Origin of the sequence: Streptomyces sp. NPDC007025, assembly GCF_042869455.1 — a bacterium.
Lineage (GTDB): Bacteria > Actinomycetota > Actinomycetes > Streptomycetales > Streptomycetaceae > Streptomyces.
In genome coordinates this window covers 179,783-200,814 of the sequence record NZ_JBIAFT010000015.1, presented here as the reverse complement: position 1 = coordinate 200,814, position 21,032 = coordinate 179,783, and the positions used below count along the sequence as shown (strand labels likewise).

Here is a 21,032-nt window from a genome sequence, read left to right as displayed (position 1 = left end):
AAACGCCCGGTCACATTCCGAACCCGGAAGCTAAGCCTTTCAGCGCCGATGGTACTGCATGCGGGAGCGTGTGGGAGAGTAGGACGCCGCCGAACAATCTTTATGGCCCTTGGCCTCCAGCGTGCATGCGCTGGAGGCCAAGGGCTTTTTTGTTGTCCCCGGCTTTCCGAAGAGCGTTGTTCCAGCACCTGCGCGAGAATCGAAACGCAGGTACCGCAGACAGGAGTCACCGATGTCCCCCAGTTCGTCAGACGATCGCGATCGAGCCGACCGTCGGCCGCGGCAGTCCGGCCTGCGCGGCGGCGACGGCCGCGAGCGCACCCGCGGCCCCGGTCGCGAGGGTGGCGACCGTGCAGGTGGGGGATTGCGGCGTGGGGAGCGCGGCTCTTCGCAGGGCTATCGGCGCAGCGACCGGCGTGATGACCGGCGCGACGACGAGCGCCGCAGGGACGACCGCGGACGCGGCGACGAGCGGGCCTACGGCAGCCGTGGCCGGGACGACCGTCCTCGGCAGGGCGGCCAGGGTGGCTCCGGCTTCCGCCGGGATGACCGTCGGGACAGCCGAGCGGATGACCGCCGCGACAACCGTGGCCGCGACGAGCGCCCCCGCCGTGACGACCGGGCACGTGACGACCGACCCCGTCGCGATGACCGTGGACGTGACGGCCGCGGCGAGGAGCGGCGTGGCGGATACCGGGGCGACCGGCCGCAGCGGGATGACCGCGGTCGCGCACCCTTCCGCCGTGACAGCCGTGACGACGGTCGCGACCGCCGGGACCGCAGCGAGCCCCGGGACGCCGGGCGTCCGCAGGGTGGCCGTGGCCCGCGCCGGGACGACGACCGCGGCGGTCGGCGGCCGTACGGCCAGGGCGGCGGCCGGGTGCGTGACGAGCGCCGGGACGGCCGTCCGGACGACCGCAGGAACGGGCGCGACGATCGGCGTGATGACCGGCGTGGCGGCGGCTTCCGCCGTGGCGGGGACCGGGAGCGGCCGTACGCGGGGCGCGGGGACCGGGACCGGCGCCAGGAGCGGCCGGACCGGGAGCCGCTGCGGCGTCTGCCGATCGACGAGGACGTCACCGGGGACGAGCTGGACAAGGACGTCAAGCAGGAGCTGATGAGCCTGCCGAAGACACTGGCCGGGGATGTCGCCCGGAACCTGGTGATGGTGTCGCGGCTGCTGGACGAGGATCCCGAGCAGGCGTACGCGTACGCGAAGGTGGCGCTGCGGCTCGCGTCGCGGGTGCCCTCGGTGCGGGAGGCTGCCGGATTCGCGGCGTACGGAGTGCAGAAGTACGCGGAGGCGCTCGCCGAGTTCCGCGCTGCGCGGCGGATGACCGGGCTCCAGCACCTGTGGCCGGTGATGGCCGACTGCGAGCGTGGGCTGGGCCGTCCGGAGAAGGCGCTGGCGATGGCCGGCGAGCCGGAGGTGCAGAAGCTCGACAAGGCCGGGCAGGTCGAGATGCGGCTGGTCGCGGCCGGAGCGCGCCGGGACATGGGGCAGCCGGACGCCGCGGTGGTCACGCTGCAGAGCCCGGAGCTGGCCTCTCACTCGACGCAGCCGTGGACGGCCCGGTTGCGGTACGCCTACGCGGACGCGCTGCTGGAGGTGGGGCGGAGTGACGAGGCACGTGACTGGTTCGCCAAGGCGCTGGAGGCCGACCAGGGCGGGGTGACCGACGCGTCCGACCGGCTGGCCGAGCTGGACGGTGTCGAGTTCATCGACGCCCTCGACGAGGACGCCGAAGAGGAGCCCCCGGCCGAGGACTGAGCACCGGGTGCCCGTCCGCCGCCGCGGGGGCGGATGCGCGCGACGGGCAGCAGGACGACATACGAACGCATGGACAGCAGGGCGGATCCCCCAAGGGTCCGCCCTGCTGTTGTGCCGGGGGTCTGCTGCTACCGGTACCGGGCCAGGGGGTTGCGGAGTGTCCCCGTCAGCTGAAGGGCACCGGCCGGGTCCTGGAGGTCGACCATCTGCTGGTTGTTGCGGAGCTGGAGGCGGTTGAGGCAGGAGAGGGCGAACTCGTCGGCGAACAGGTCGTACCGGGCGTGCCGGTCGGCCAGCTCGGGGGTCGACTTCTGGTAGCCCTTCGCCACGTCGGCCACCGTCGACCAGAAGGTGTCCTCGTCCAGGACTCCCGCCGTGTCGAGAGCGGGGGCCAGGAAGCGGAAGAAGCAGTCGAAGACGTCGGTGAACAGGGAGAGGATCTTCATGTCCTCCGGGACGTCCGCGCGGATGCGTTCCACCTCGGGCGGCAGGTCGGCGTCCCGGCTCATCACCGCGATCTCCTCGGCCAGGTCCTTGAAGAGCACGCGGCGGGGCACGCCGTGTGCGTCCAGGACCAGGATCACGTTCTCGCCGTGCGGCATGAACACCAGGTCGTGGGCGTAGAAGCAGTGCAGGAGGGGGGTGAGGTAGGCGTGGAGATAGGCGCGGAGCCACTCGGCGGGCTCCAGGCCCGACTGCCGCACCAGGGCCGCGGCGAAGGAGTCGCCGTCGCGGTCGACGTGCAGGAGCGACGCCATGGTGGCCGGCTTCTCGCCCTCGTCGAGGAACGGCGCCGGGCTCTCCCGCCAGAGGGCCGCCAGCATCTTGAGATAGGGGGAGCCCTTGGGCGCCGCGGCCTCGTAGGGGGCGGGGTGGTAGCCGACGGCGGCGCGTTCGCGCAGCAGACCCAGGCCGGTGCCGCGCAGGATGTCGTCGCCTGCCACCAGCTCGGCCAGCCAGTCGTTGATGGCGGGTGTGGCCTCCATGTAGGCGGCGGACAGACCGCGGACGAAGCCCATGTTGAGGACCGAGAGCGCGGTCTTCACATAGTGCTTCTCGGGGTGGTCCGAGTTGAAGAAGGTGCGGATCGACTGCTGGGCCAGGTACGCGTCGTCGCCGTGGCCCAGGCAGACCAGGGAGCGCTGGGCGATCTCGGCGGCGAAGGTCACCGAGAGTTTGTTCCACCACTGCCAGGGGTGGACCGGGACGAGGTAGTAGTCGTCCAGGTCCAGGCCCTGTTCGGCCATGGTGGCCGAGAAGCGGCGCAGGGTGGCGGCGGGGAGTTCGGAGAGCAGCAGCTTGTCGTAGCTGAGGTCGGCGCCGGTGGTGAAGGTGGTGCGGGTGCGGTGCGCGGCGACCCAGACCAGCCGTACGGGCGCTCCGGCCTCGGGCGCGTAGGCACGGTACTCGGCGCTGTCGAAGCCGAGCCGGCCGTTGTTGGCGACGAAGCAGGGGTGGCCCTCGGTCATCCCGGACTCGATGGTCTGGAAGTCGGCCGCGGCCAGCTCCGCCGCGCTCCTGGGCGTGGCCGCCAGCTTGAAGGCGGTACTGGCCAGGGTGCTGCTGATCTCCTCCAGGTAGACGGGGAGGATCTCCTCGCCCAGCCCCAGGGCGCTGCGCAGTTCCGTGATGAACGCCAGGGCGTCCAGCGGGAGTTCGCCCCCCGCCCGGTGCCGGGTGACGCTGTCGGCGTCCACCTGCCAGTGGTCGAGGGCCGAGCGGCGGGCCGTGAAGCGGTACTCGGTGGCGCCGTCGTCGGAGCGGACCGCGTACCGGCGCTCCTGGCCGTCCAGTGGAGCGGGTTCCAGCAGCCGTTCGTGGCTGAACTCCGCGAGGGCTTTGCGGATCAGGAGCCGGGTCGCCCGCTCCCAGCGCTCGGGGGTGAGGTGGCTGACCGCTTCGTGCGGCTGCGAGGGCCGGGGGGTGAGAGGGAGCGTCATGCGGGGGTTTCTCCTGTGGCGGTCCGGAACTGCTCGCGGGTGCAGAAGCTGAGCAGGGCTTCCTTCTCCGGCTTGGTGAGGGTGGAGTCGACGCGGAAGCCCACGGCCTCGTTGAGGGCGTGCACGGCGGTGTTGCGGACGTCCGGTTCGACGACGACGCGCCGGGTGTCCGCGTCGGAGAAGAGCATCGCCATCACGGTGGTGATCACCGCCCGGGTGAAGCCGTGGACGGGCTGCTCGGTGGGCGCGCACAGGAAGTGCATGCCGACGTCGCCCGGCCGGTGCGGGTAGAGCCCGGCCAGTTCCACGTACCGGGGGTCGTAGCGCTCCATGAGGAAGGCGGGCTCCCCCCGGTGCAGGCCGAGGAAGGCGTCGTGGTGCGGGGCGGCCGCGATGCTCATGAACTCGCGTTCCACGTCGGGCAGCGAGGCGTCCTGCAACAGGTAGAACGCGGACTTGGGGTGGGTCACCCAGCGGTGCAGCAGCCCGGTGTCGGCGAGCGGGTCGACGGGGCGCAGCGAGAAGGTGCCCAGTTCTTCGTCGGTGCGGGTGAAGACGGTGGCATCGGCGGTGGTCACAGCGCTGCCTCCGGGACCGCGGCGGGCGCGGCCGGTGTGTCCGCCGGTGCGGCGAACTCCTGGAAGGCGATGGACTTCTCGACCGGGTAGACCTCCCGGCCGAGCAGCTCGCGGATGATGCAGGAGTTGCGATAGGCGGCCATGCCCAGGTCGGGGGCCACGAAACCGTGGGTGTGCAGCTCCGCGTTCTGCACGTAGATCTCCTGACCGGAGGTGTCGATGCTGTAGTCGCGGCGTACGGCGAAGCGGCCCTGGGCATCCCATTCGATGCGGTCGGTGATCGGGCCGAGGAAGTCCGGCCGCTGGTAGCGGTAGCCGGTGGCCAGGATCAGTCCCTCGGTGGTGAGGCTGAAGTCACGGTTCTGCTCCTCCTGGCGCAGCCCGAGGGTGTAGGTGCCGGCGGACTCGTCGTACGCGGCGTCGGTGAGCGCGGTGTTGGTCATCAGCCGGGTGGGGCAGGGGGCGCGGCGGTTCTTCCGGTAGAGCAGGTCGAAGATGGCGTCGATCAGCTCGGTGTTGATGCCCTTGTAGAGGTTCTTCTGGGAGGCGACCAGGCTGTCCCGGGTGTCGGCCGGGAGCGAGTGGAAGTAGTCCACGTACTCCGGGGAGGTCATCTCCAGCGTCAGCTTGGTGTATTCGAGCGGGAAGAAGCGGGGGGAGCGGGTGAGCCAGGTGAGCGAGTAGCCGTGGGTGTCGATGTCCTGGAGGAGGTCGTGGTAGATCTCCGCCGCGCTCTGGCCGCTGCCGATCAGGGTGATGCTCTGCTTCCGCTGCAGCGCCTCCTTGTGCTCCAGATAGCGGGAGTTGTGCAGCAGGTCGCCGCCCAGATCCTGGCACGGCCCGGGGAGGTGCGGCGGGGTGCCGGTGCCCAGGACGAGCTTCCGGGCGCGGAAGGCGCGGTGCTCCCCGTCGGGCAGGTGCTCGGCGTGGACGGTGTAGAGGCCGTCGGCCCCGTCGTACTCGACCGAGGTGACGCGGTGGCCGAACCGCACGGTGTCGCCCAGGCGGTCGGCCGCCCAGCGGCAGTAGTCGCTGAACTCCGCACGAAGGGGGTAGAAGCTCTCGCGTATGTAGAACGCGTACAGCCGGCCGGACTCCTTGAGGTAGTTGAGGAAGGAGAACGGCGAGGTGGGGTCGGCCAGGGTGACCAGGTCGGACAGGAACGGGGTCTGCAGGGTGCTGTCGTCCAGCATCATGCCGGGGTGCCAGTCGAACTCCGGCTTGTCGTCCAGGAAGATCCCGTCGAGCTCCGCCAGCGGCGCGGTCAGACAGGCGAGGCCCAGGTTGAAGGGGCCCACTCCGATGGCGACGAAATCGTGGACGGGTATGTCGGCGGGGCCGGCGCTGGAGGGCGTCACGTGGGGGCTCCGGGTCGGATCGGTCAGCATGCCGGGGCGGTGCTGAGGGCGGGCGGGTGGACCGCGCCGTGCTCGGCGGCGTACCGGTCGGCGTGTGCGGCGATCAGGTCCAGGACCGCGGCGATGTCGGCGGTCGAGGTCTCCGGGTTGAGCAGGGTGAACTTGAGGTGGTGGCGGCCGTCGACCACGGTGCCGGCGACGACGGCCTCGCCGGAGGCGAACAGCGCGTCACGCGCGTGCAGGTTCGCCCGGTCGGTGAGGGCGGCGTCCGCGCCGCGCGGGAGGTGGCGGAAGACGAGGGTGGAGAGCCGGGGTTCGACGACGACGTCGAACCGTTCGTCGGCGTCCAGCAGGTGCCACGCTTCGGCGGCCCGGTCCACGCACTCGTCGAACAGTTCGCCGAGCGCGTCGGCGCCCATCACCCGCAGTGTCATCCAGAGCTTGAGCGCGTCGAACCGCCGCGTGGTCTGGAGTGACTTGTCGACCTGGTTGGGTATCTCCCGCTCCACGCTGCGCGCCGGGTTGAGGTAGTCGGCGTGGTAGGTGACATGGCGCAGGGTGTCCCCGTCGCGGACCAGGACGGCGCTGGAGCTCACCGGCTGGAAGAAGGACTTGTGGTAGTCGACGGTGACCGAGTCGGCACGCTCGATACCGGCCAGCAGCCCGCGGCGGCGGCGCGAGGTGAGCAGTCCGCAGCCGTAGGCGGCGTCCACGTGCAGCCAGGTGCCCGTCCGCTCGCACAGGTCGGCCACGGCGGACAGCGGGTCGATGCTGCCGAAGTCGGTGGTGCCGGCGGTGGCGACGACGGCCATCACCGTCTCTCCGGCCCGCTCGCAGCGGGCCATCTCCTCGCCCAGCGCGTCGACGCGCATCCGCCGCTGTTCGTCACAGGGCACCGGGACGACGGCCTCGGTGTCCAGGCCCAGCAGCACCGCGGCCTTCTCGATGCTGAAATGGCTGCACTCGGAGGTGAGGATCCGCAGCTTCGGCAGGATCTGCGGGGTGCTGAGCGCGGTCTCGGAGTTCTTCCGCACCAGGCGGCAGGTCTCCTCGCGGGCCAGCAGCAGCGCCTGCAGATTGGACTGCGAACCGCCGCTGGTGAAGATGCCGTCGGCGGACGCGTCGAAGCCCACCCGCTGCGCGGTCCAGGCCACGAGCCGCCGCTCGATCAGGGTGCCGCCCGCGCTCTGGTCCCAGGTGTCCAGGGAGGAGTTGACGGCGGAGAGCACGGCTTCTCCGAGCACGGCCGGAATGACCACGGGGCAGTTGAGATGCGCGAGGTAGCGCGGATGGTGGAAGTAGACGGCGTCGCGGAGGTACACGCGCTCCAGCTCGTCCAGTGCCTCGCTCGCCGTGCCCAGGGGCTTCTCCAGGTCCACGGCGGACACGGTGGGGGCGAGCCCGGCCGGGGTGACGCCGGTGAACGGCTGCTCGGTGCGGGCGAGTCTCGCGGCGACCCGTTCGACGCCGTGTGTGAGGGAGCGCCTGTAGTGCTCCGCTGTCCTGTCGTTGAGCAGGTGGGACCTGCTGCTCATGAAGTGTCCTCCTGACACGGACGTGGCACCCGCGCGACTCGCGCGGTCAGGTAAGGCTAGCCTAACCAGCTCTGTTCGTCCGCATGCAAGGGGGCCTCGCGGCGACCCGCGAGGGGGCACGGGAGTGGCCCGCAGGCGGCGCGGGCCACGGCGGGCGGCCCGTCGGCGCCGGGTGCGCGGGCCGCCGCGGTCAGCGCAGGGTGCGCAGTACCAGTCCGGTGGCGGGCTTGGGGCCGAACGAGGTCGACTTGCGGGGCATCGTCACACCGCGCTCGGCGAGCGCCCGCACCGTCGACTCCGGAACGGGCCGCAGCAGCACAGCCGTACCGCCGTGCGCCGCCGCCTGTTCCAACGCCGCCTCCACGTGGTGCAGATAGCCGATGTCCGCCGGGCGGTCGGGCACCTGCCAGACCGCGTCCAGCAGCGTGGAGTGCAGCACCGTGGCGTCCAGCCGGCGCCACGCCTCGGGCCGGTCAGCCGGGACCGTGCGCTCCAGCAGGGCCGGAGCGGGCCGGTCGAGCAGGTGGAAGACGCCGTCGCCCCCGGTCAGCAGGAACGCGTTCCCCGGGGTGTCGGCAAGTTCCTCCAGCGCCTCGTCCAGCGGCGCCTCCAGCGTACGCACCCGGAAGGGCGCCTCCGCGCGGTCGAGGAGATCGAGCGCCCGCTTCACCGGCAGCCTGGGCAGTATCCGGTGGATGGCGCGTACCTGCAGCGGATAGCGCGCGGTGTCCACCAGCAGGACCAAGCCGTGGTTCCACGGCGATTCCCCGGCCCCGCCGCCCTGTTCGGCGCGGAGCCGAAGATAGGTCGCCCAGCGGTGGTGCCCGTCGGCGATCAGCGCGCTGTGCCGGGACAGCTCGGCGTCCACCTGGGCGAGTTCGGCCGGATCCGTGACCGCCCACAGCCGGTGCGCGAAACCGTCCTCGGTGGTCGTCGCCGCCAGCGGCGCGCCGCGTATGGTCCGCTCGATGACGGCGGTGGCGCCGCTGCGGGTGCCGTCGCCGCGGTAGGAGAGCAGCAGCGGCTCGGGGTTGGCGGCCATCTCGCCCATCAGTTCCGCGCGGTCGGCCACGACCTCGTCCATCACCGCCTCGTGCGGGAGCACGATCCCCTCTTCGGGATCCGACAGCCGCAGGGCACCGATCAGACCGCGCTGCAGCAGCTCGCCCTTGCGCTGCTCGTAGACGTACAGCGCGGGCTGCGGATCGCGTGCCAGCACCCCTTCGTCCTGCCAGCGGCGCAGGGTGTCGGCGGCCTTGCGGTGCCGCGCCGCCGGATCCTCGGCCTGGGGCAGGATGAGCCGCACGATGTTGTAGGGGTCCGCGGTCTCCAGGTGCCGCAGTCCGTCCGGCCGGACCACCACGTCGTACGGGGGCGAGGTCACGGCAGCGAGGCTGCTGACCTTCTCCGGCACGTAGCGCAGCCCCCGGAACGGGGTGAGTCTCAGTCCTCGGACGGTCATCCGTGCATGGTATGCCGGTGCCCCGCGGCCGGTGGAGCGGGGCACAGGGGGCGCAGGGGTGCGGAGGGTGCGAGAGGATCGGACCGCGCGCAGGCCGGCCCCGGCGTCCGCGTCCCCCGGGAGAGAGCACGAGGAGCGACCCCTGATGCACGACAGCCCCGCCTCCGACACGGCGGCACCGGCGCCGCGGCGCGCCCCGCAGGCCAGCGAGCGCGCGCTGCACACCGCGTACGACACGGCACTGCTGGACCTGGACGGGGTCGTCTACGCCGGGGGAGAGGCCGTGCCCCATGCCGTCGACTCCCTCGCCGCCGCCCGGGCGAGCGGGCTGCGGACGGCGTACGTGACCAACAACGCGGCCCGCACTCCGCAGGTGGTCGCCGCGCATCTGACGGAACTGGGCGTGCCGGCGGCGGCCGAGGAGATCATCACCTCGGCGCAGGCCGTCGCCCGGCTCGTCGCCGAGCGGATGCCGCGCGGTGCGCGGGTCCTGGCGGTCGGCGCCGAGGGGCTGCGGGCCGCGCTGGCGGAGCGGGAGCTGACCGTCGTCGAGACGGCGGACGAGGACCCCGCAGCCGTGGTGCAGGGCTACGGCGGGCCGTCGATGGAGTGGGGGCGGCTGGTCGAGGCGGCGCTCGCCGTGCAGCGCGGGGTGCCGTGGTTCGCGTCCAACACCGATCTGACCATCCCCAGCGGACGCGGCATCGCGCCGGGCAACGGCTCGGCCGTGGAGGTCGTGCGCCTCGCGACCCGCTGGATGCGCACGCCGCCCGAGCCCGAGGTGGCGGGCAAGCCGCTGCCGCCGATGCACCGGGAGTCCATCCTGCGCACCGGTGCGCGGCGCCCGCTGGTCGTCGGCGACCGGCTGGACACCGACATCGAGGGGGCGCACGCGGGGGGCGTGGACTCGCTGCTGGTGCTGACCGGGGTGACTGATGCGGCCCGGCTGCTCGCCGCCTCCCCGGTGCACCGCCCCACCTATGTGGCCCGCGACCTGCGGGGCCTGCTGGAGCCCCAACCGGAGGTGACGGTGGGGCCGGACGGCGCTGCCGGCTGCGGTGGCTGGAGCGCCCGGGCCGGGGACGGGCGGCTGGAGGTGGCGGGGGACGGCGATCCGGCCGACGGGCTGCGGGCCCTGTGCGGGGCGGCCTGGTCGGCGGCCGGAACCGCGGAGTGCCGACTGGACGCGGAGCAGGCCCTGACCCGGCTGGGGTTCTGAGGCGGGGGCCGGGGACTGTGCGGCGGCCGGGCGCCGAGCGGGCCCCGGCCTGCCGCGGCCGTGCGGGCCTCAGCTCGCCGCGGCCGCGAGAGCCTCGGCGACCAGCTGCTCCTCCGAGGTGCCGGCCCGCCAGTAGCCGGTGAAGGTGACCGACCGGCGGTCGAAGCCCCGCTCGTTCACCAGATGGCGCCGCAGGGCCTTGACCGTGCCTGCCTCGCCCGCGAGCCACGCGTAGGGCGTGCCCGGGGGCAGCCCGGCCGAGCGCACGGCCGAGACCGCGCGCTCGGTCCGGGAGCCGGCGGCCCGGCTCCCGGACTCGTCCCGCACCAGCCAGGAGATCCGCGCGTCCGAGAGGGTCGGCAGGTCCTGGATGTCCTCCCGGTGCGCGACCTCCACGAACACCCGCACCGGCATCCCGGCCGGCAGCCACTCCAGCACGGCCCCGATGGCGGGCAGGGCCGTCTCGTCACCGCTCAGCAGCACCCAGTCGGTGCCCTCCGGCGGCCGGAAGTCGACACCGGCGTTGTCCTCGACGACCGGGCCGAGCAGCGTCACCCGGTCCCCGGGCGCGGCCCGCAGCGCCCAGCGCGAGGCGGGACCGATCTCGCCGTGCAGCGCGAAGTCGATGTCCAGCTCGTCCGCGGCGCCGTACTGGCTGCCCTTGCGCAGTGCCCGCACGGTGTAACTGCGCATGATCCCGCGGATGTTCTCGTCCATCGCCCGCCACTCGGCGAACCACTCCGTGCCCGCCGCGACGGGGACCACCGGCGCGGTCTGCCCCGGCTGCGGCAGGAAGAGCTTGACGCGCTGGTCGCGGCCCCCGGAGGCGAACAGGTCCAGCCCCTCGCCCCCGAAGGTGACCCGCAGCAGGGTCGGACCCAGTCGGCGGGTCCTGACGACGTGCAGGGCGAAGAACTCGAACGGGACGGTGGAGGGCGCGGACTGCGCCGTGCTGGCCTTGCTCATCGTGGCTGCTCCTCCCGGGAGGGACGGGTGCGGGCGGTGCGGGCGGGAAATAATGCGGACGGAGGTGGCCCGGCGGGCCCGGGGGTGCCGGGCCCCGCGGCGGGTCAGCGGACCTTCTCGGCCTTCTCGATCGCCTCCGCGAGGTTCTCCAGCAGCGGTGCGGCGCCCGCGTAGGAGAAGCGGGGCTCCGCCGCCCAGGGGGCGACCTGGTCCGCCTTGACGGCAGGCAGGTCCTTCCAGGTCGGCTTCGAGGCGAGGGCCTTGGGCTGCAGGGACTGGGTGCGGTTGTCCAGGATGATCAGATCGGCTGCGTACTTGTCCGCGTTCTCCCAGCTCAGCTCCTCGAAGAAGCCCTGCTTGCTGAGCTTCTTCGGCTTCACGAAGTCCACCCCGAGCTGCTTGAAGTACTGCAGGTCGGTGCTGGCGTCCGGGTCCGAGACGTAGAACAGGTCGGGCGCCCCGGCGGCGGCCATCACGCGGATGCCGCTCTTCGCCGCCTTGCGCAGCCGCTCGGCGGCCTTCTCGAAGCGGGCCTTGGCATCGGTGACGGCCTTGGCCTGCACATCCGCGCCCAGCGACTCGGCGAGCTTGGCGTACTGCTGTACGACCTCCAGCATCGGCACCCCGGCGGCCTTCATGGCCACGTGCGGGGCCAGCTTGTAGATCTTGTCCTTGCTCTCGTCCGGGACGTAGAAGAGCGCGTCCTTCAGGTACATGTTGCTGATCAGCAGCTGCGGCCGGAGTTTTGCGTACTTCTCCAGGTCGAACTCGCCGAAGGCGTTGCCGATGATCTCGACCTTGGATATGTCCATGTCCCCGGCGAGCACGTCGGGCTCGCCGTTCTTCTTCTTGGTCGGCCCGAAGACGCCGACGACCTGGTCGCGGACGCCGAAGTCCCACAGCGCGGCGGCCGTGGCCGTGTAGGCGACGATCCGCTCCGGCACAGCGTCCAGGGAGACCTTCTCGCCGCGGCCGTCGGTGAAGGACCAGCCCTTGCCCTTCGGGTCATTGCCCGAACCGGATCCGGAGTCGTCACTTCCGCAGGCGGTGAGCAGCGCGCCGAGGCCGACGGCGCCGCCCGCGGCGAGCAGACCGCGGCGCGAAAGCGGGGACATGGGGGAGGAGCTGGGCATTTTCTCTCCGGCCTTCTCTCGACGTGCTGCGAACGCACCGCGGGCAGGCCGCGGACGTCCATGCGGGGCGGCCATGGGGCCGAGTTCCCAGTTAGGCTAACCTAACCAAAGTTGTTGTTGTCCAGTGGCCGGGCCGCACGATTCCCCGGCCCCTACCGGAGCGCGTACGTGACTCTCCCCAAGTCTCCGCGGATACAAGGGGGGTCGGCGGTCGAGCAAGAGCCGTCGGCCGCCCGCGCGGAACAGCCCGCCCGGGCCCGGGCGCCGCTCGCCCGGGCCGCCGGGCTGCTGGCCGCCACTCTTGTCCTGCTGCTCGTCGCCCTGCTCAGCCTCGCCTTCGGTGCCCGGCCGCTCTCCCTGGGGGAGGCGTGGTCGGGCCTGCTGGACAGCGGCTCGGCGAGCTATCCCGTCGTCCACGAGATGCGGCTGCCGCGCACCTTCCTCGGCCTGCTCGCCGGCGCGGCGCTCGGTCTGGCGGGCGGCGTCATGCAGGCGCTCACCCGCAACCCGTTGGCCGACCCCGGCCTGCTGGGCATCAACGCGGGTGCCGCGGCGGCCGTCGTCACCGCCATCTCCTTCTTCGGCGTCGCCGGATACACCGGGTACATCGGCTTCGCCTTCCTGGGCGCCGCGGCGGTCTCCGTACTCGTCTACGCCGTGGGTGGCGGCCGCGGCGCCACGCCCGCCCGGCTCGCCCTGGCGGGGACGGCGCTGAACGCCGCGCTGATCTCCTACGTGAGCGCCGTGCAGCTCCTGGACACCGCTTCGCTGGACCGGATGCGGTTCTGGATGGTCGGCTCGCTCGCCCGCGCCCAGGACGCCACGGTCCTCTCGGCCCTGCCCTTCATCGCGGTCGGCGCGCTGGTCGCGCTGGCGCTGGCCCGGCCGCTGAACGCGCTCGCGCTCGGCGACGACGCGGCCCGCGCCCTCGGCTCCCGGCCCGCCAGGACCCGCGCCGCCGCCATCGTGGCCATCACCCTGCTGTGCGGCGCCGCCACCGCGGCGTGCGGGCCGATCGTCTTCGTCGGACTGATGGTGCCGCACATGGTGCGCGCGCTCACCGGCCCCGACCAGCGCTGGATGCTGCCCTACTGCGCCGTCCTGGCGCCCGTGCTGCTGCTGGGCGCCGACATCCTCGGACGGATCCTGGGCCGCCCCGGCGAACTGCAGGTCGGCATCGTGACCGTGGTGCTGGGCGGACCGCTCTTCCTCTACTTCGTGCGCAGGCGGAGGGTGGCACACGTATGAGCCTCACCGGCACCCGTTCCCGTGTCGTCCGCACCGCGGGCGGCCTCTCGGTCGGCTACCGTCCGCGCGCCCTGCTGGTCGGCGCCGGATGCCTGCTGCTCGCGCTGGTCGCCGCCGTGTTCGCGATCGGCAGCGGCGAGTACCCGATGCCGCCCGGCGACGTACTGCGCACCCTGCTCGGACAGGGCGACCCCGCCGACGCGTTCATCGTGAACGAGCTGCGGCTGCCCCGCACCGCGACCGCCCTGCTCGTCGGCGCGAGCCTGGGGCTGAGCGGCGCCGTCTTCCAGGCCGTCGTCCGCAACCCGCTCGGCAGCCCGGACATCCTCGGCTTCACCAACGGAGCGGCCGCCGGGGCGCTGCTGGTCATCTTCGCCGTGGGCGGCAGCAGTGCCCTGCTGGCGGGCGGCGCCGTGGCCGGGGCACTCGTCACCGGCACGCTGATCTACGCCCTCGCCTGGAGGCGCGGCATGCACGGCTATCGGCTGGTGCTCGTCGGAGTCGGCACCACCGCCATCCTGACCGGCGTCAACAGCTACCTCATCACCCGGGCGGGCCTCACCGAGGCGTCCCGCGCCGTGCTGTGGATGACCGGCAGCCTGGACGGGCGCGGCTGGGACGACGTACTGCCGCTGGCCCTGGGCATGGTGGTGCTCGTCCCGCTGGTGCTGCTCGGCTGCGGACGTGCGCTGGGCATGATGGAGATGGGAGACGACGCGGCCTACGCGCTCGGTGTCCGGGTCGAACACACCCGGCTCGCGCTGCTGGTCGCCGGGATCCTGCTGGTGGCGCTCTCGGCCGCCGCGGCCGGGCCGGTCTCCTTCGTCGCGCTGTGCGCCCCGCAGCTCGCCCGGCGGTTGACGAAGGCGCCGGGCCCCAATCTGCTGCCTTCCCTGTGCATGGGCACCCTGCTGCTGATCTGCGCCGATCTGCTCGCCCAGCGGGCCTTCGAGGGGCACCAGCTGCCGGTGGGCGTGATCACCGGAGTGGTGGGCGGCGGGTACCTGGTCTGGCTGCTGGCCACCGAGCGCAGAGCGGGGCGGATATGACCGGCACCCACGGCCCGACCGGCACCCACGTACGTACGCACCACGGAGGCGGGGACACGATGAAGACCGCGACACAGGCCGACCGGGCGCAGACCGCGGCCGCCGCCGGGCCGGCGGCCGGCGAGCCCCGGCTGACCGGGCACGACCTCACCCTCGGCTACGACCAGCGCACCATCGCCCGCGAGCTGGACGTGGCCGTGCCCGACCGGTCCTTCACGGTCGTCGTCGGCCCCAACGCGTGCGGCAAGTCGACGCTGCTGCGCGCGCTCTCGCGGATGCTCAAACCCACCCGCGGGCAGGTGCTGCTGGACGGCGCCGACGTCGCGGGCCTGCCGGCCAAGTCACTCGCCCGCACCCTGGGCCTGCTGCCCCAGTCGTCCACCGCGCCCGACGGCATCACCGTCGCCGACCTGGTGGCCCGGGGCCGCTATCCGCACCAGGGACTGCTGCGGCAGTGGTCGCGCGACGACGAGCGGGTGGTGGCCGAGTCCATGGCGGCCACCGGCGTCGAGGGCCTGGGGGACCGCTTCGTGGACGAGCTGTCCGGAGGCCAGCGGCAGCGGGTGTGGATCGCCATGGCGCTGGCGCAGCAGACACCGCTGCTGCTGCTGGACGAGCCCACCACCTATCTGGACATCGCCCACCAGATCGAGATCCTCGACCTGTGCGCCCGGCTGCACGAGGAGGAGGGGCGCACCCTGGTCGCCGTCCTGCACGACCTCAACCACGCGGCCCGCTACGCCACCCATCTGATCGCCATGCGGGACGGCCGGATCGTCGCACAGGGCGAACCCGGCGAGATCGTGACGGCGGAACTGGTGGCGGAGGTCTTCGGCATGCCCTGCCGTGTCATCGACGATCCCGAGACCGGCACCCCGCTGGTGGTGCCCGCGGCACGGCGCTGACACGGGCGGCTCTGTCGGACCCGGAGGGTAGCGTCGGGGCATGAGCGAGTTCGCGCAGGGCCCCGGGCCCGGCCGTGTCCCCGAGCAGCAGCCCCCGGGGAGCGCCACCGAGCGGTACGACGAGACGGTGCGGCCCGATCAGCCGCACGGGCACCCCGGGCAGGCCCCGGCGGACCGCCCCGAGGACCCCGGGGTCCGCCGCGGCCCGGGCCTCCCCGAGCCGGCGGACGCACGCGAGCCGGAGGCCGCACCCGGCGGGGACGAGGAGCCGCGCGCCGAGCCGGAGGAGGCGGTCGGCCGCGTCCCCGGGCCGGACGGCGGGCCGGTCGGCTCCGGGCCCGAGCCGGAGGAGGAGCCCGAAGACGGTCCGCGCCCCCTCGGCGTGGGTGTGCGCCCCACCGGAAACGGCCCGGTCGACGCCCGGCTCAAGCGGCTGGAGGACGCCGACCACCTCGCTGTCTCCGGCCATCTGGAGGTGTACGAAGATGTCCACGACGGCCTGCGCGAGAGCCTGGCCGCGCTGGACCGCCCCCACACACCCCGGAGCTGAACCGTGGCACGACGCCGACTCGACGCGGAGCTGGTACGCCGCAACCTCGCCCGCTCCCGGGAGCATGCGGGCCAGTTGATCGCTGCGGGCCGGGTCACGGTCGGCGGCAACGTCGCGGCCAAGTCGGCCACCCAGGTCGAGACCAGTGCCGCGCTGGTCGTCAAGGCGGACGAGAACGATCCGGGCTATGTCTCGCGCGGCGGCCACAAGCTCGCCGGAGCGCTGGAGGCGTTCGGCCCCCGCGGACTGCGGGTGACCGGCCGGCGTGCGCTGGACGCGGGCGCCTCCACCGGCGGCTTCACGGACGTGCTGCTGCGCGCCGGGGCGGCCCGGGTGGTCGCCGTGGACGTGGGCTACGGGCAGCTCGCCTGGTCGCTGCGGAACGACCCGCGGGTCACCGTCAAGGACCGTACGAATGTCCGGGAACTGACGTTGGAGGACATCGACGGCGAGCCGGTGGAACTCGTCGTCGGTGACTTGTCGTTCATCCCCCTGGGGCTCGTCCTGCCCGCGCTGGTCCGCTGCGCCGTACCCGAGGCGGATCTGGTGCTGATGGTGAAGCCGCAGTTCGAAGTGGGCAGGGATCGGCTGGGCAGCGGAGGTGTCGTCCGCAGTCCGGAGCTGCGCGCCGAGGCCGTGCGAACGGTCGCCGGACACGCGGCGGCCCTGGGCCTGGGCGCGCTGGGCGTCACCTCGAGTCCGCTGCCCGGGCCCTCGGGAAACGTCGAATACTTTCTGTGGCTGCGTGCCGGGGCCGACACCCTCGACCCGGCCGAAGTCGAGCGAGCGGTGGCGGAGGGGCCCAAGTGACCGAGGACAGCGGAGCTACGCAGCCAGCACACCCTCCCGGTGACCGCCGGGGCGGTGCGCCGGACCCCGGCGCGGCGGGCGGGGACCGTACGGTCTTCCTGCTCGCGCACACCGGCAGACCGGCCGCCGTGCGCAGCGCCGAACTGGTGGTCCAGGGGCTGCTGCGTTGCGGGATCGGGGTGCGGGTGCTCGCGGACGAGGCGGCCGACCTGCCGCTGCCCGAGCGGGTGCAGACCGTGTCGGCCAGGCAGGACGCGGCCGAGGGCTGCGAACTGCTGGTCGTGCTCGGCGGGGACGGCACCCTGCTGCGCGGCGCCGAGTTCGCCCGCGCCTCGGGCGTGCCGATGCTCGGCGTCAACCTCGGCCGGGTCGGCTTCCTCGCCGAGGCCGAGCGCGACGATCTGGACCAGGTCGTGGACCGCGTGGTCTCCCGCGCCTACGAGGTCGAGGAGCGGATGACCCTCGACGTGCTGGTGCGCAACGGCGGCCACGGTGCGCACAGCCCCGGCAGCGGCCAGGTGGTGCACGCCGACTGGGCGCTCAACGAGGTCTCGGTGGAGAAGGCGGCGCGCGAGCGGATGCTGGAGGTCGTCATCGAGGTCGACGGACGGCCCGTCTCCAGCTTCGGCGGGGACGGCGTGGTGTGCGCCAGCCCCACCGGCTCCACGGCCTACGCGTTCTCCGCGGGGGGACCGGTGGTGTGGCCGGAGGTGGAGGCGCTGCTGATGGTGCCGATCAGCGCGCACGCGCTGTTCGCCAAGCCCCTGGTGACCGCGCCCGATTCGGTGCTGGCCGTCGAGGTCCGGCCCCAGACGCCGCACGGGGTGCTGTGGGCCGACGGGCGGCGCAGCGTCGAACTCCCCGCCGGGGCCCGGGTGGAGGTGCGGCGCGGCGCGGTGCCGGTACGGCTGGCGCGGTTGCACCATGCCTCGTTCACCGACCGTCTGGTCGCCAAATTTGCGCTGCCCGTCACGGGCTGGCGCGGGGCGCCGCGCTAGGGAGCGTCCTCGACGGAGCCCGTCCGCCCCTGCCCGGCGGACGGGGCTTCGACGACCCGACGTGGGGCCTGCCGCAGGGTGCGGGCCGGCGCGGGGCGGTGGCGCGGCGCGTGCGGCGGCGCGCGCCGCTCCCTGAACGGCGGGGAACCGCGCGGGGTGGGGGAGCCCGGGCCGAGACGTGGGGGAGGAAACGGGTATACCGGTGCAACCCGGGTCGAGTTCCCCCGTGGTGCCGCACCACGATCCGGCTACCACCCGGACCACAGGTGTGGCCGGTGCGCGGGGACCTCGTATGGTCGTATCCGTGTTGGAGGAGATGCGGATCAAAGCCCTGGGCGTGATCGACGACGCCGTTGTCGAGCTGTCCCCAGGCTTCACCGCGGTGACCGGCGAGACCGGCGCCGGGAAGACCATGGTCGTCACGAGCCTCGGGCTGCTGCTCGGGGGGCGTGCCGATGCCGGGCTGGTCCGGGTCGGCGCCAGGTCCGCCCTCGTCGAGGGCCGGATCGCGCTGGCACCGGACGCGCCGGCGGCGCGCCGGGCCGAGGAGGCGGGCGCCGAGCTGGACGAGGGAGCGTTGCTGGTCAGTCGCACCGTCTCGGCCGAAGGGCGGTCGCGGGCCCACGTGGGCGGGCGTTCGGTGCCGGCCGGGCTGCTCGCGGAGTTGGGCGCCGACCTGGTGGCCGTGCACGGCCAGACGGATCAGCTGGGCCTGCTGCGGGCCGCGCGGCAGCGCGAGGCGCTGGACCGCTACGCGGGCGAGGCCGTGGCCCGGCCGCTGGCCGCCTACCGGGAGGCGTACCGCAGGCTGCGGGCTGTCGCCGCGGAGTGGGAGGAGCTGACCACCCGGGCCCGCGAACGCGCCCAGGAGGCGGATCTGCTGCGGTTCGGGATCCAGGAGGTCGAGGCCGCCGAGCCGCGGTCCGGTGAGGACACCGAGCTGGCGGCCGAGGCCGAACGGCTGGGCCATGCCGAGGCGCTGGCCTCGGCCGCCACCACCGCGCACGGTGCGCTGGCCGGAGACCCGGCCGACCCGGAAGGTGTCGACGCGGCCACGCTGGTCGCCGGGGCGCACCGTGCCCTTGAGGCGGTCCGCGCGCACGATCCGGCGCTGGCCGCGCTCGCCGACCGGCTGGGCGAGGTGCACATCCTGCTCTCCGACATCGCGGGCGAACTGGCCGGGTACGCCGACGACCTGGACGCCGATCCGCTCCGCCTGGCCGCGGTCGAGGAGCGCCGTGCCGCACTCGCGCAGCTCACCCGCAAATATGGCGCGGACATCGCCGCCGTCCTCGGCTGGGCCCGGGAGGGTGCCGAGCGGCTGGCCGAGCTGGAGGGCGACGACGACCGGATCGGCGAGCTGGGTGCTGAGCGGGACGCGCTCCGTGCCGAGCTCGGCTCCCTCGCCCGCACGCTCGGCGAGGCGCGTGCGGACGCCGCCAAACGGTTCGCGGACGCGGTGACCGAGGAGCTGGCGGAGCTGGCCATGCCGCACGCCCGGGTCAGCTTCGCGCTCAAGCACACCGAGGACCCGGACGGCATCGAGGTCGACGGACGGGCGGTGGCTTTCGGGCCGCACGGCACGGACGAGGTCGAACTGCTGCTCGCCCCGCACCCGGGTGCGCCGCCCCGGCCCATCGCCAAGGGTGCCTCCGGCGGCGAGCTGTCCCGGGTGATGCTCGCCGTGGAAGTGGTCTTCGCCGACTCCGATCCGGTGCCGACCTATCTCTTCGACGAGGTCGACGCGGGTGTCGGAGGCAAGGCGGCGGTCGAGGTCGGGCGCCGGCTGGCGCGACTGGCCCGGTCGGCGCAGGTCGTGGTGGTCACGCACCTGCCGCAGGTGGCGGCGTTCGCCGACCGGCACCTGGTGGTGCAGAAGACCGACGACGGGTCGGTGACCCACAGCGGTGTCCGCGTCATGGACGGCGAGGAGCGGGTGCGCGAGCTGTCCCGGATGCTCGCCGGTCAGGAGGACTCCGAACTCGCCCGGGCACACGCCGAGGAACTCCTGGAGGCGGCCCGCGGCGGTCTGTGAGCCGCCCCTCCGGCCCGCCGCCCGGTGGTGCGAGGAGGGGCGCGCGCCCGGGGGCGCACGGCTTGACTTCGCGCGCTTTCACTCGTGTGAGTGAAAGCGCGGGGTGTACGCCCTGCGTGGCGGCGCCACGGTCCGCACGGCGGCGCGCCGGTCCCGGTTCGGCTGGCATCCTGGGCACGCATGCGCCCATCCCCGAGCCAGGGAGCCCGACCGCCGTGAGCCCGAGCCGTACCCACGCCGCACGCCGGCCCGCGGTCGGTGCGCGGCCGCCGCACGCCGTGCATGTGCTCGGGGGCGGCCCGGCGGCCGACGGGACGTACGTACCCTCGGCGCGTACGGCGGCCCACGCGCGCTCGCTGGCCCGGGGACTGACCGCGCGCGGGGTGCGGGTGACGGTGTGCACCCGGCACGACGAAGCATTGCGGCACTCGTTCACCGGAACCGGCGCGGAGTTCACCGCCCTCCCCGGCCGTTCGGAGGCCGAGGCGGTGGCCCGGTTGCGCGCGGTCTGCGCGGAAGCCGACCTGGTCCACGCGCACGGCCTGCGCGCCGGACTGCTGGCCGCCCTCGCGCTCGGCAGACGGCGGGGCCCGGTGCCGCTCGTCGTCACCTGGCACGCACTGCCGCGCGCCGGACCCGGACACGCCTCCCGGGCGGACGCCGCCCACGACCTGGTGGCCCGGCTCCTGCTCCGGCGGGTGGCCCGTGCCGCGACCGTCGTCCTGGGGACCACCACGGAACTCGTGGATGCCGCGCGCCGCAGCGGAGCCCGGGACGCACGCCTCGCACCGGCACCCGTCCCGCTGACCGGAGCCGTGCCGCCGCCGGACCGGGAGGACGCGGCAGCCCAGGACGGGTTCCGGAGCGCGGCGCGCGCGAGGATCGGGGCGGCGGACCGGCCCCTGCTGATGGCTGTCGGCCGGCTGGACGGGCGGCGCGGCCACCACACCGCGCTGACCGCTGCCCGTGCCTGGCGGGGCCTCACTCCGGCGCCGCTGCTCGCCGTCGCGGGAGAGGGCCCCGAACGCGACGCGCTGCAGCGCCGTATCGACGAGGAGAAGCTGCCGGTACGGCTGCTGGGGCGGCGGGACGACGCACTGCGGCTGCTGGCGGAGGCCGACATCGCGCTGCAGCCCACCCGCTGCCGGGGGCCGTCGCTGGTCGCCCAGGAAGCTTTGCGCGCGGGCGTGCCGCTGGTCGCGGCGGCGAGCGGCGGCGTTCCCGAACTGGTCGGCAGCGCCGCCGTGCTGGTCCCCTCCGGTGACGCCGACTCGCTCGCCTCCGCCGTACTGGGCCTGCTGGCCGATCCGGCCCGCCGCGCCGCGCTCGGCGCGGCGGGACGTGCCCGGGCGCGCACCTGGCCCGGCGAGGACGACACGGCCGCGCTGGTCCTCAGCGTGTACGACGAGGTGACCCGCGCTGCCGCGGATCGCTGAGCCCGGTGCCGACCGCCGGGCGGCAGGTACCGCGGTATC

At 73.7% G+C, this 21,032-nt stretch carries 17 protein-coding genes and 1 rRNA gene; 11 read left to right on the top strand and 7 right to left on the bottom strand.

What is annotated here, in order from left to right; all coding sequences use genetic code 11:
- Positions 1-95 (top strand): 5S ribosomal RNA (rrf, locus tag ACFYMO_RS27125); the annotation flags it as partial.
- 962 nt (positions 96-1,057) lie between these two features.
- Positions 1,058-1,771 carry a tetratricopeptide repeat protein gene (locus ACFYMO_RS27120; RefSeq protein ID WP_366774539.1) on the top strand — a complete coding sequence of 238 codons (714 nt, stop codon included), beginning with the start codon at positions 1,058-1,060 and terminating at the stop codon, positions 1,769-1,771.
- A gap of 128 nt (positions 1,772-1,899) precedes the next feature.
- On the opposite strand, the gene ACFYMO_RS27115 is transcribed toward ACFYMO_RS27120, so the two are convergent.
- The 5 genes from ACFYMO_RS27115 to ACFYMO_RS27095 all read right to left on the bottom strand — a co-directional run bounded on the left by ACFYMO_RS27115 (position 1,900) and on the right by ACFYMO_RS27095 (position 8,644).
- Complete coding sequence (locus ACFYMO_RS27115; protein WP_388549608.1) at positions 1,900-3,711, bottom strand: IucA/IucC family protein; 1,812 nt, start codon at positions 3,709-3,711, stop codon at positions 1,900-1,902.
- Complete coding sequence (locus ACFYMO_RS27110; RefSeq protein ID WP_366774513.1) at positions 3,708-4,289, bottom strand: GNAT family N-acetyltransferase; 582 nt, start codon at positions 4,287-4,289, stop codon at positions 3,708-3,710. Before ACFYMO_RS27110 ends, ACFYMO_RS27115 begins: the two co-directional genes overlap by 4 nt.
- Complete coding sequence (locus tag ACFYMO_RS27105) at positions 4,286-5,677, bottom strand: lysine N(6)-hydroxylase/L-ornithine N(5)-oxygenase family protein (protein WP_388549604.1); 1,392 nt, start codon at positions 5,675-5,677, stop codon at positions 4,286-4,288. The genes ACFYMO_RS27110 and ACFYMO_RS27105 overlap by 4 nt, the downstream gene beginning before the upstream one ends.
- Positions 5,671-7,182, bottom strand: a complete 1,512-nt coding sequence (locus ACFYMO_RS27100; RefSeq protein WP_366774515.1) for an aspartate aminotransferase family protein — start codon at positions 7,180-7,182, stop codon at positions 5,671-5,673. Before ACFYMO_RS27100 ends, ACFYMO_RS27105 begins: the two co-directional genes overlap by 7 nt.
- A 190-nt stretch (positions 7,183-7,372) precedes the next feature.
- A complete protein-coding gene (locus ACFYMO_RS27095; protein ID WP_366774516.1) occupies positions 7,373-8,644 on the bottom strand; it encodes a DUF1015 domain-containing protein in 1,272 nt (423 codons plus the stop codon).
- Positions 8,645-8,789: 145 nt separating this feature from the next.
- On the opposite strand from ACFYMO_RS27095, the gene ACFYMO_RS27090 reads away from it, so the two are divergent.
- Positions 8,790-9,863: an HAD hydrolase-like protein gene (locus ACFYMO_RS27090; RefSeq protein ID WP_366774517.1), complete on the top strand. Its 1,074-nt coding sequence runs from the start codon at positions 8,790-8,792 to the stop codon at positions 9,861-9,863.
- Positions 9,864-9,932: 69 nt separating this feature from the next.
- On the opposite strand, the gene ACFYMO_RS27085 is transcribed toward ACFYMO_RS27090, so the two are convergent.
- Together ACFYMO_RS27085 and ACFYMO_RS27080 are read right to left on the bottom strand one after the other, a co-directional pair.
- On the bottom strand, positions 9,933-10,829 hold the full coding sequence (locus ACFYMO_RS27085) for a siderophore-interacting protein (protein ID WP_388549599.1): 897 nt from the start codon (positions 10,827-10,829) through the stop codon (positions 9,933-9,935).
- A 104-nt stretch (positions 10,830-10,933) separates the two neighbouring features.
- Complete coding sequence (locus ACFYMO_RS27080) at positions 10,934-11,962, bottom strand: ABC transporter substrate-binding protein (RefSeq protein ID WP_366774519.1); 1,029 nt, start codon at positions 11,960-11,962, stop codon at positions 10,934-10,936.
- Between the two features lie 168 nt (positions 11,963-12,130).
- Between ACFYMO_RS27080 and ACFYMO_RS27075 the strand changes: the two genes are divergently transcribed.
- The 8 genes from ACFYMO_RS27075 (at position 12,131) to ACFYMO_RS27040 (ending at position 20,993) form a co-directional block, all read left to right on the top strand.
- Complete coding sequence (locus ACFYMO_RS27075; protein ID WP_366774520.1) at positions 12,131-13,210, top strand: iron chelate uptake ABC transporter family permease subunit; 1,080 nt, start codon at positions 12,131-12,133, stop codon at positions 13,208-13,210.
- Positions 13,207-14,259: a FecCD family ABC transporter permease gene (locus ACFYMO_RS27070; RefSeq protein WP_388549595.1), complete on the top strand. Its 1,053-nt coding sequence runs from the start codon at positions 13,207-13,209 to the stop codon at positions 14,257-14,259. The genes ACFYMO_RS27075 and ACFYMO_RS27070 overlap by 4 nt, the downstream gene beginning before the upstream one ends.
- A gap of 59 nt (positions 14,260-14,318) precedes the next feature.
- A complete protein-coding gene (locus ACFYMO_RS27065; RefSeq protein ID WP_388549593.1) occupies positions 14,319-15,164 on the top strand; it encodes an ABC transporter ATP-binding protein in 846 nt (281 codons plus the stop codon).
- A 40-nt stretch (positions 15,165-15,204) separates the two neighbouring features.
- Positions 15,205-15,714: a hypothetical protein gene (locus ACFYMO_RS27060; RefSeq protein ID WP_388549590.1), complete on the top strand. Its 510-nt coding sequence runs from the start codon at positions 15,205-15,207 to the stop codon at positions 15,712-15,714.
- Positions 15,715-15,717: 3 nt separating this feature from the next.
- Complete coding sequence (locus ACFYMO_RS27055) at positions 15,718-16,524, top strand: TlyA family RNA methyltransferase (protein WP_366774523.1); 807 nt, start codon at positions 15,718-15,720, stop codon at positions 16,522-16,524.
- Complete coding sequence (locus ACFYMO_RS27050; RefSeq protein WP_388549587.1) at positions 16,521-17,522, top strand: NAD kinase; 1,002 nt, start codon at positions 16,521-16,523, stop codon at positions 17,520-17,522. Before ACFYMO_RS27055 ends, ACFYMO_RS27050 begins: the two co-directional genes overlap by 4 nt.
- 292 nt (positions 17,523-17,814) lie before the next feature.
- Positions 17,815-19,557 carry a DNA repair protein RecN gene (gene recN / locus ACFYMO_RS27045; protein ID WP_388549585.1) on the top strand — a complete coding sequence of 581 codons (1,743 nt, stop codon included), beginning with the start codon at positions 17,815-17,817 and terminating at the stop codon, positions 19,555-19,557.
- Positions 19,558-19,772: 215 nt separating this feature from the next.
- Positions 19,773-20,993 carry a glycosyltransferase family 4 protein gene (locus tag ACFYMO_RS27040; protein WP_388549582.1) on the top strand — a complete coding sequence of 407 codons (1,221 nt, stop codon included), beginning with the start codon at positions 19,773-19,775 and terminating at the stop codon, positions 20,991-20,993.
- Positions 20,994-21,032 lie beyond the last annotated feature (39 nt).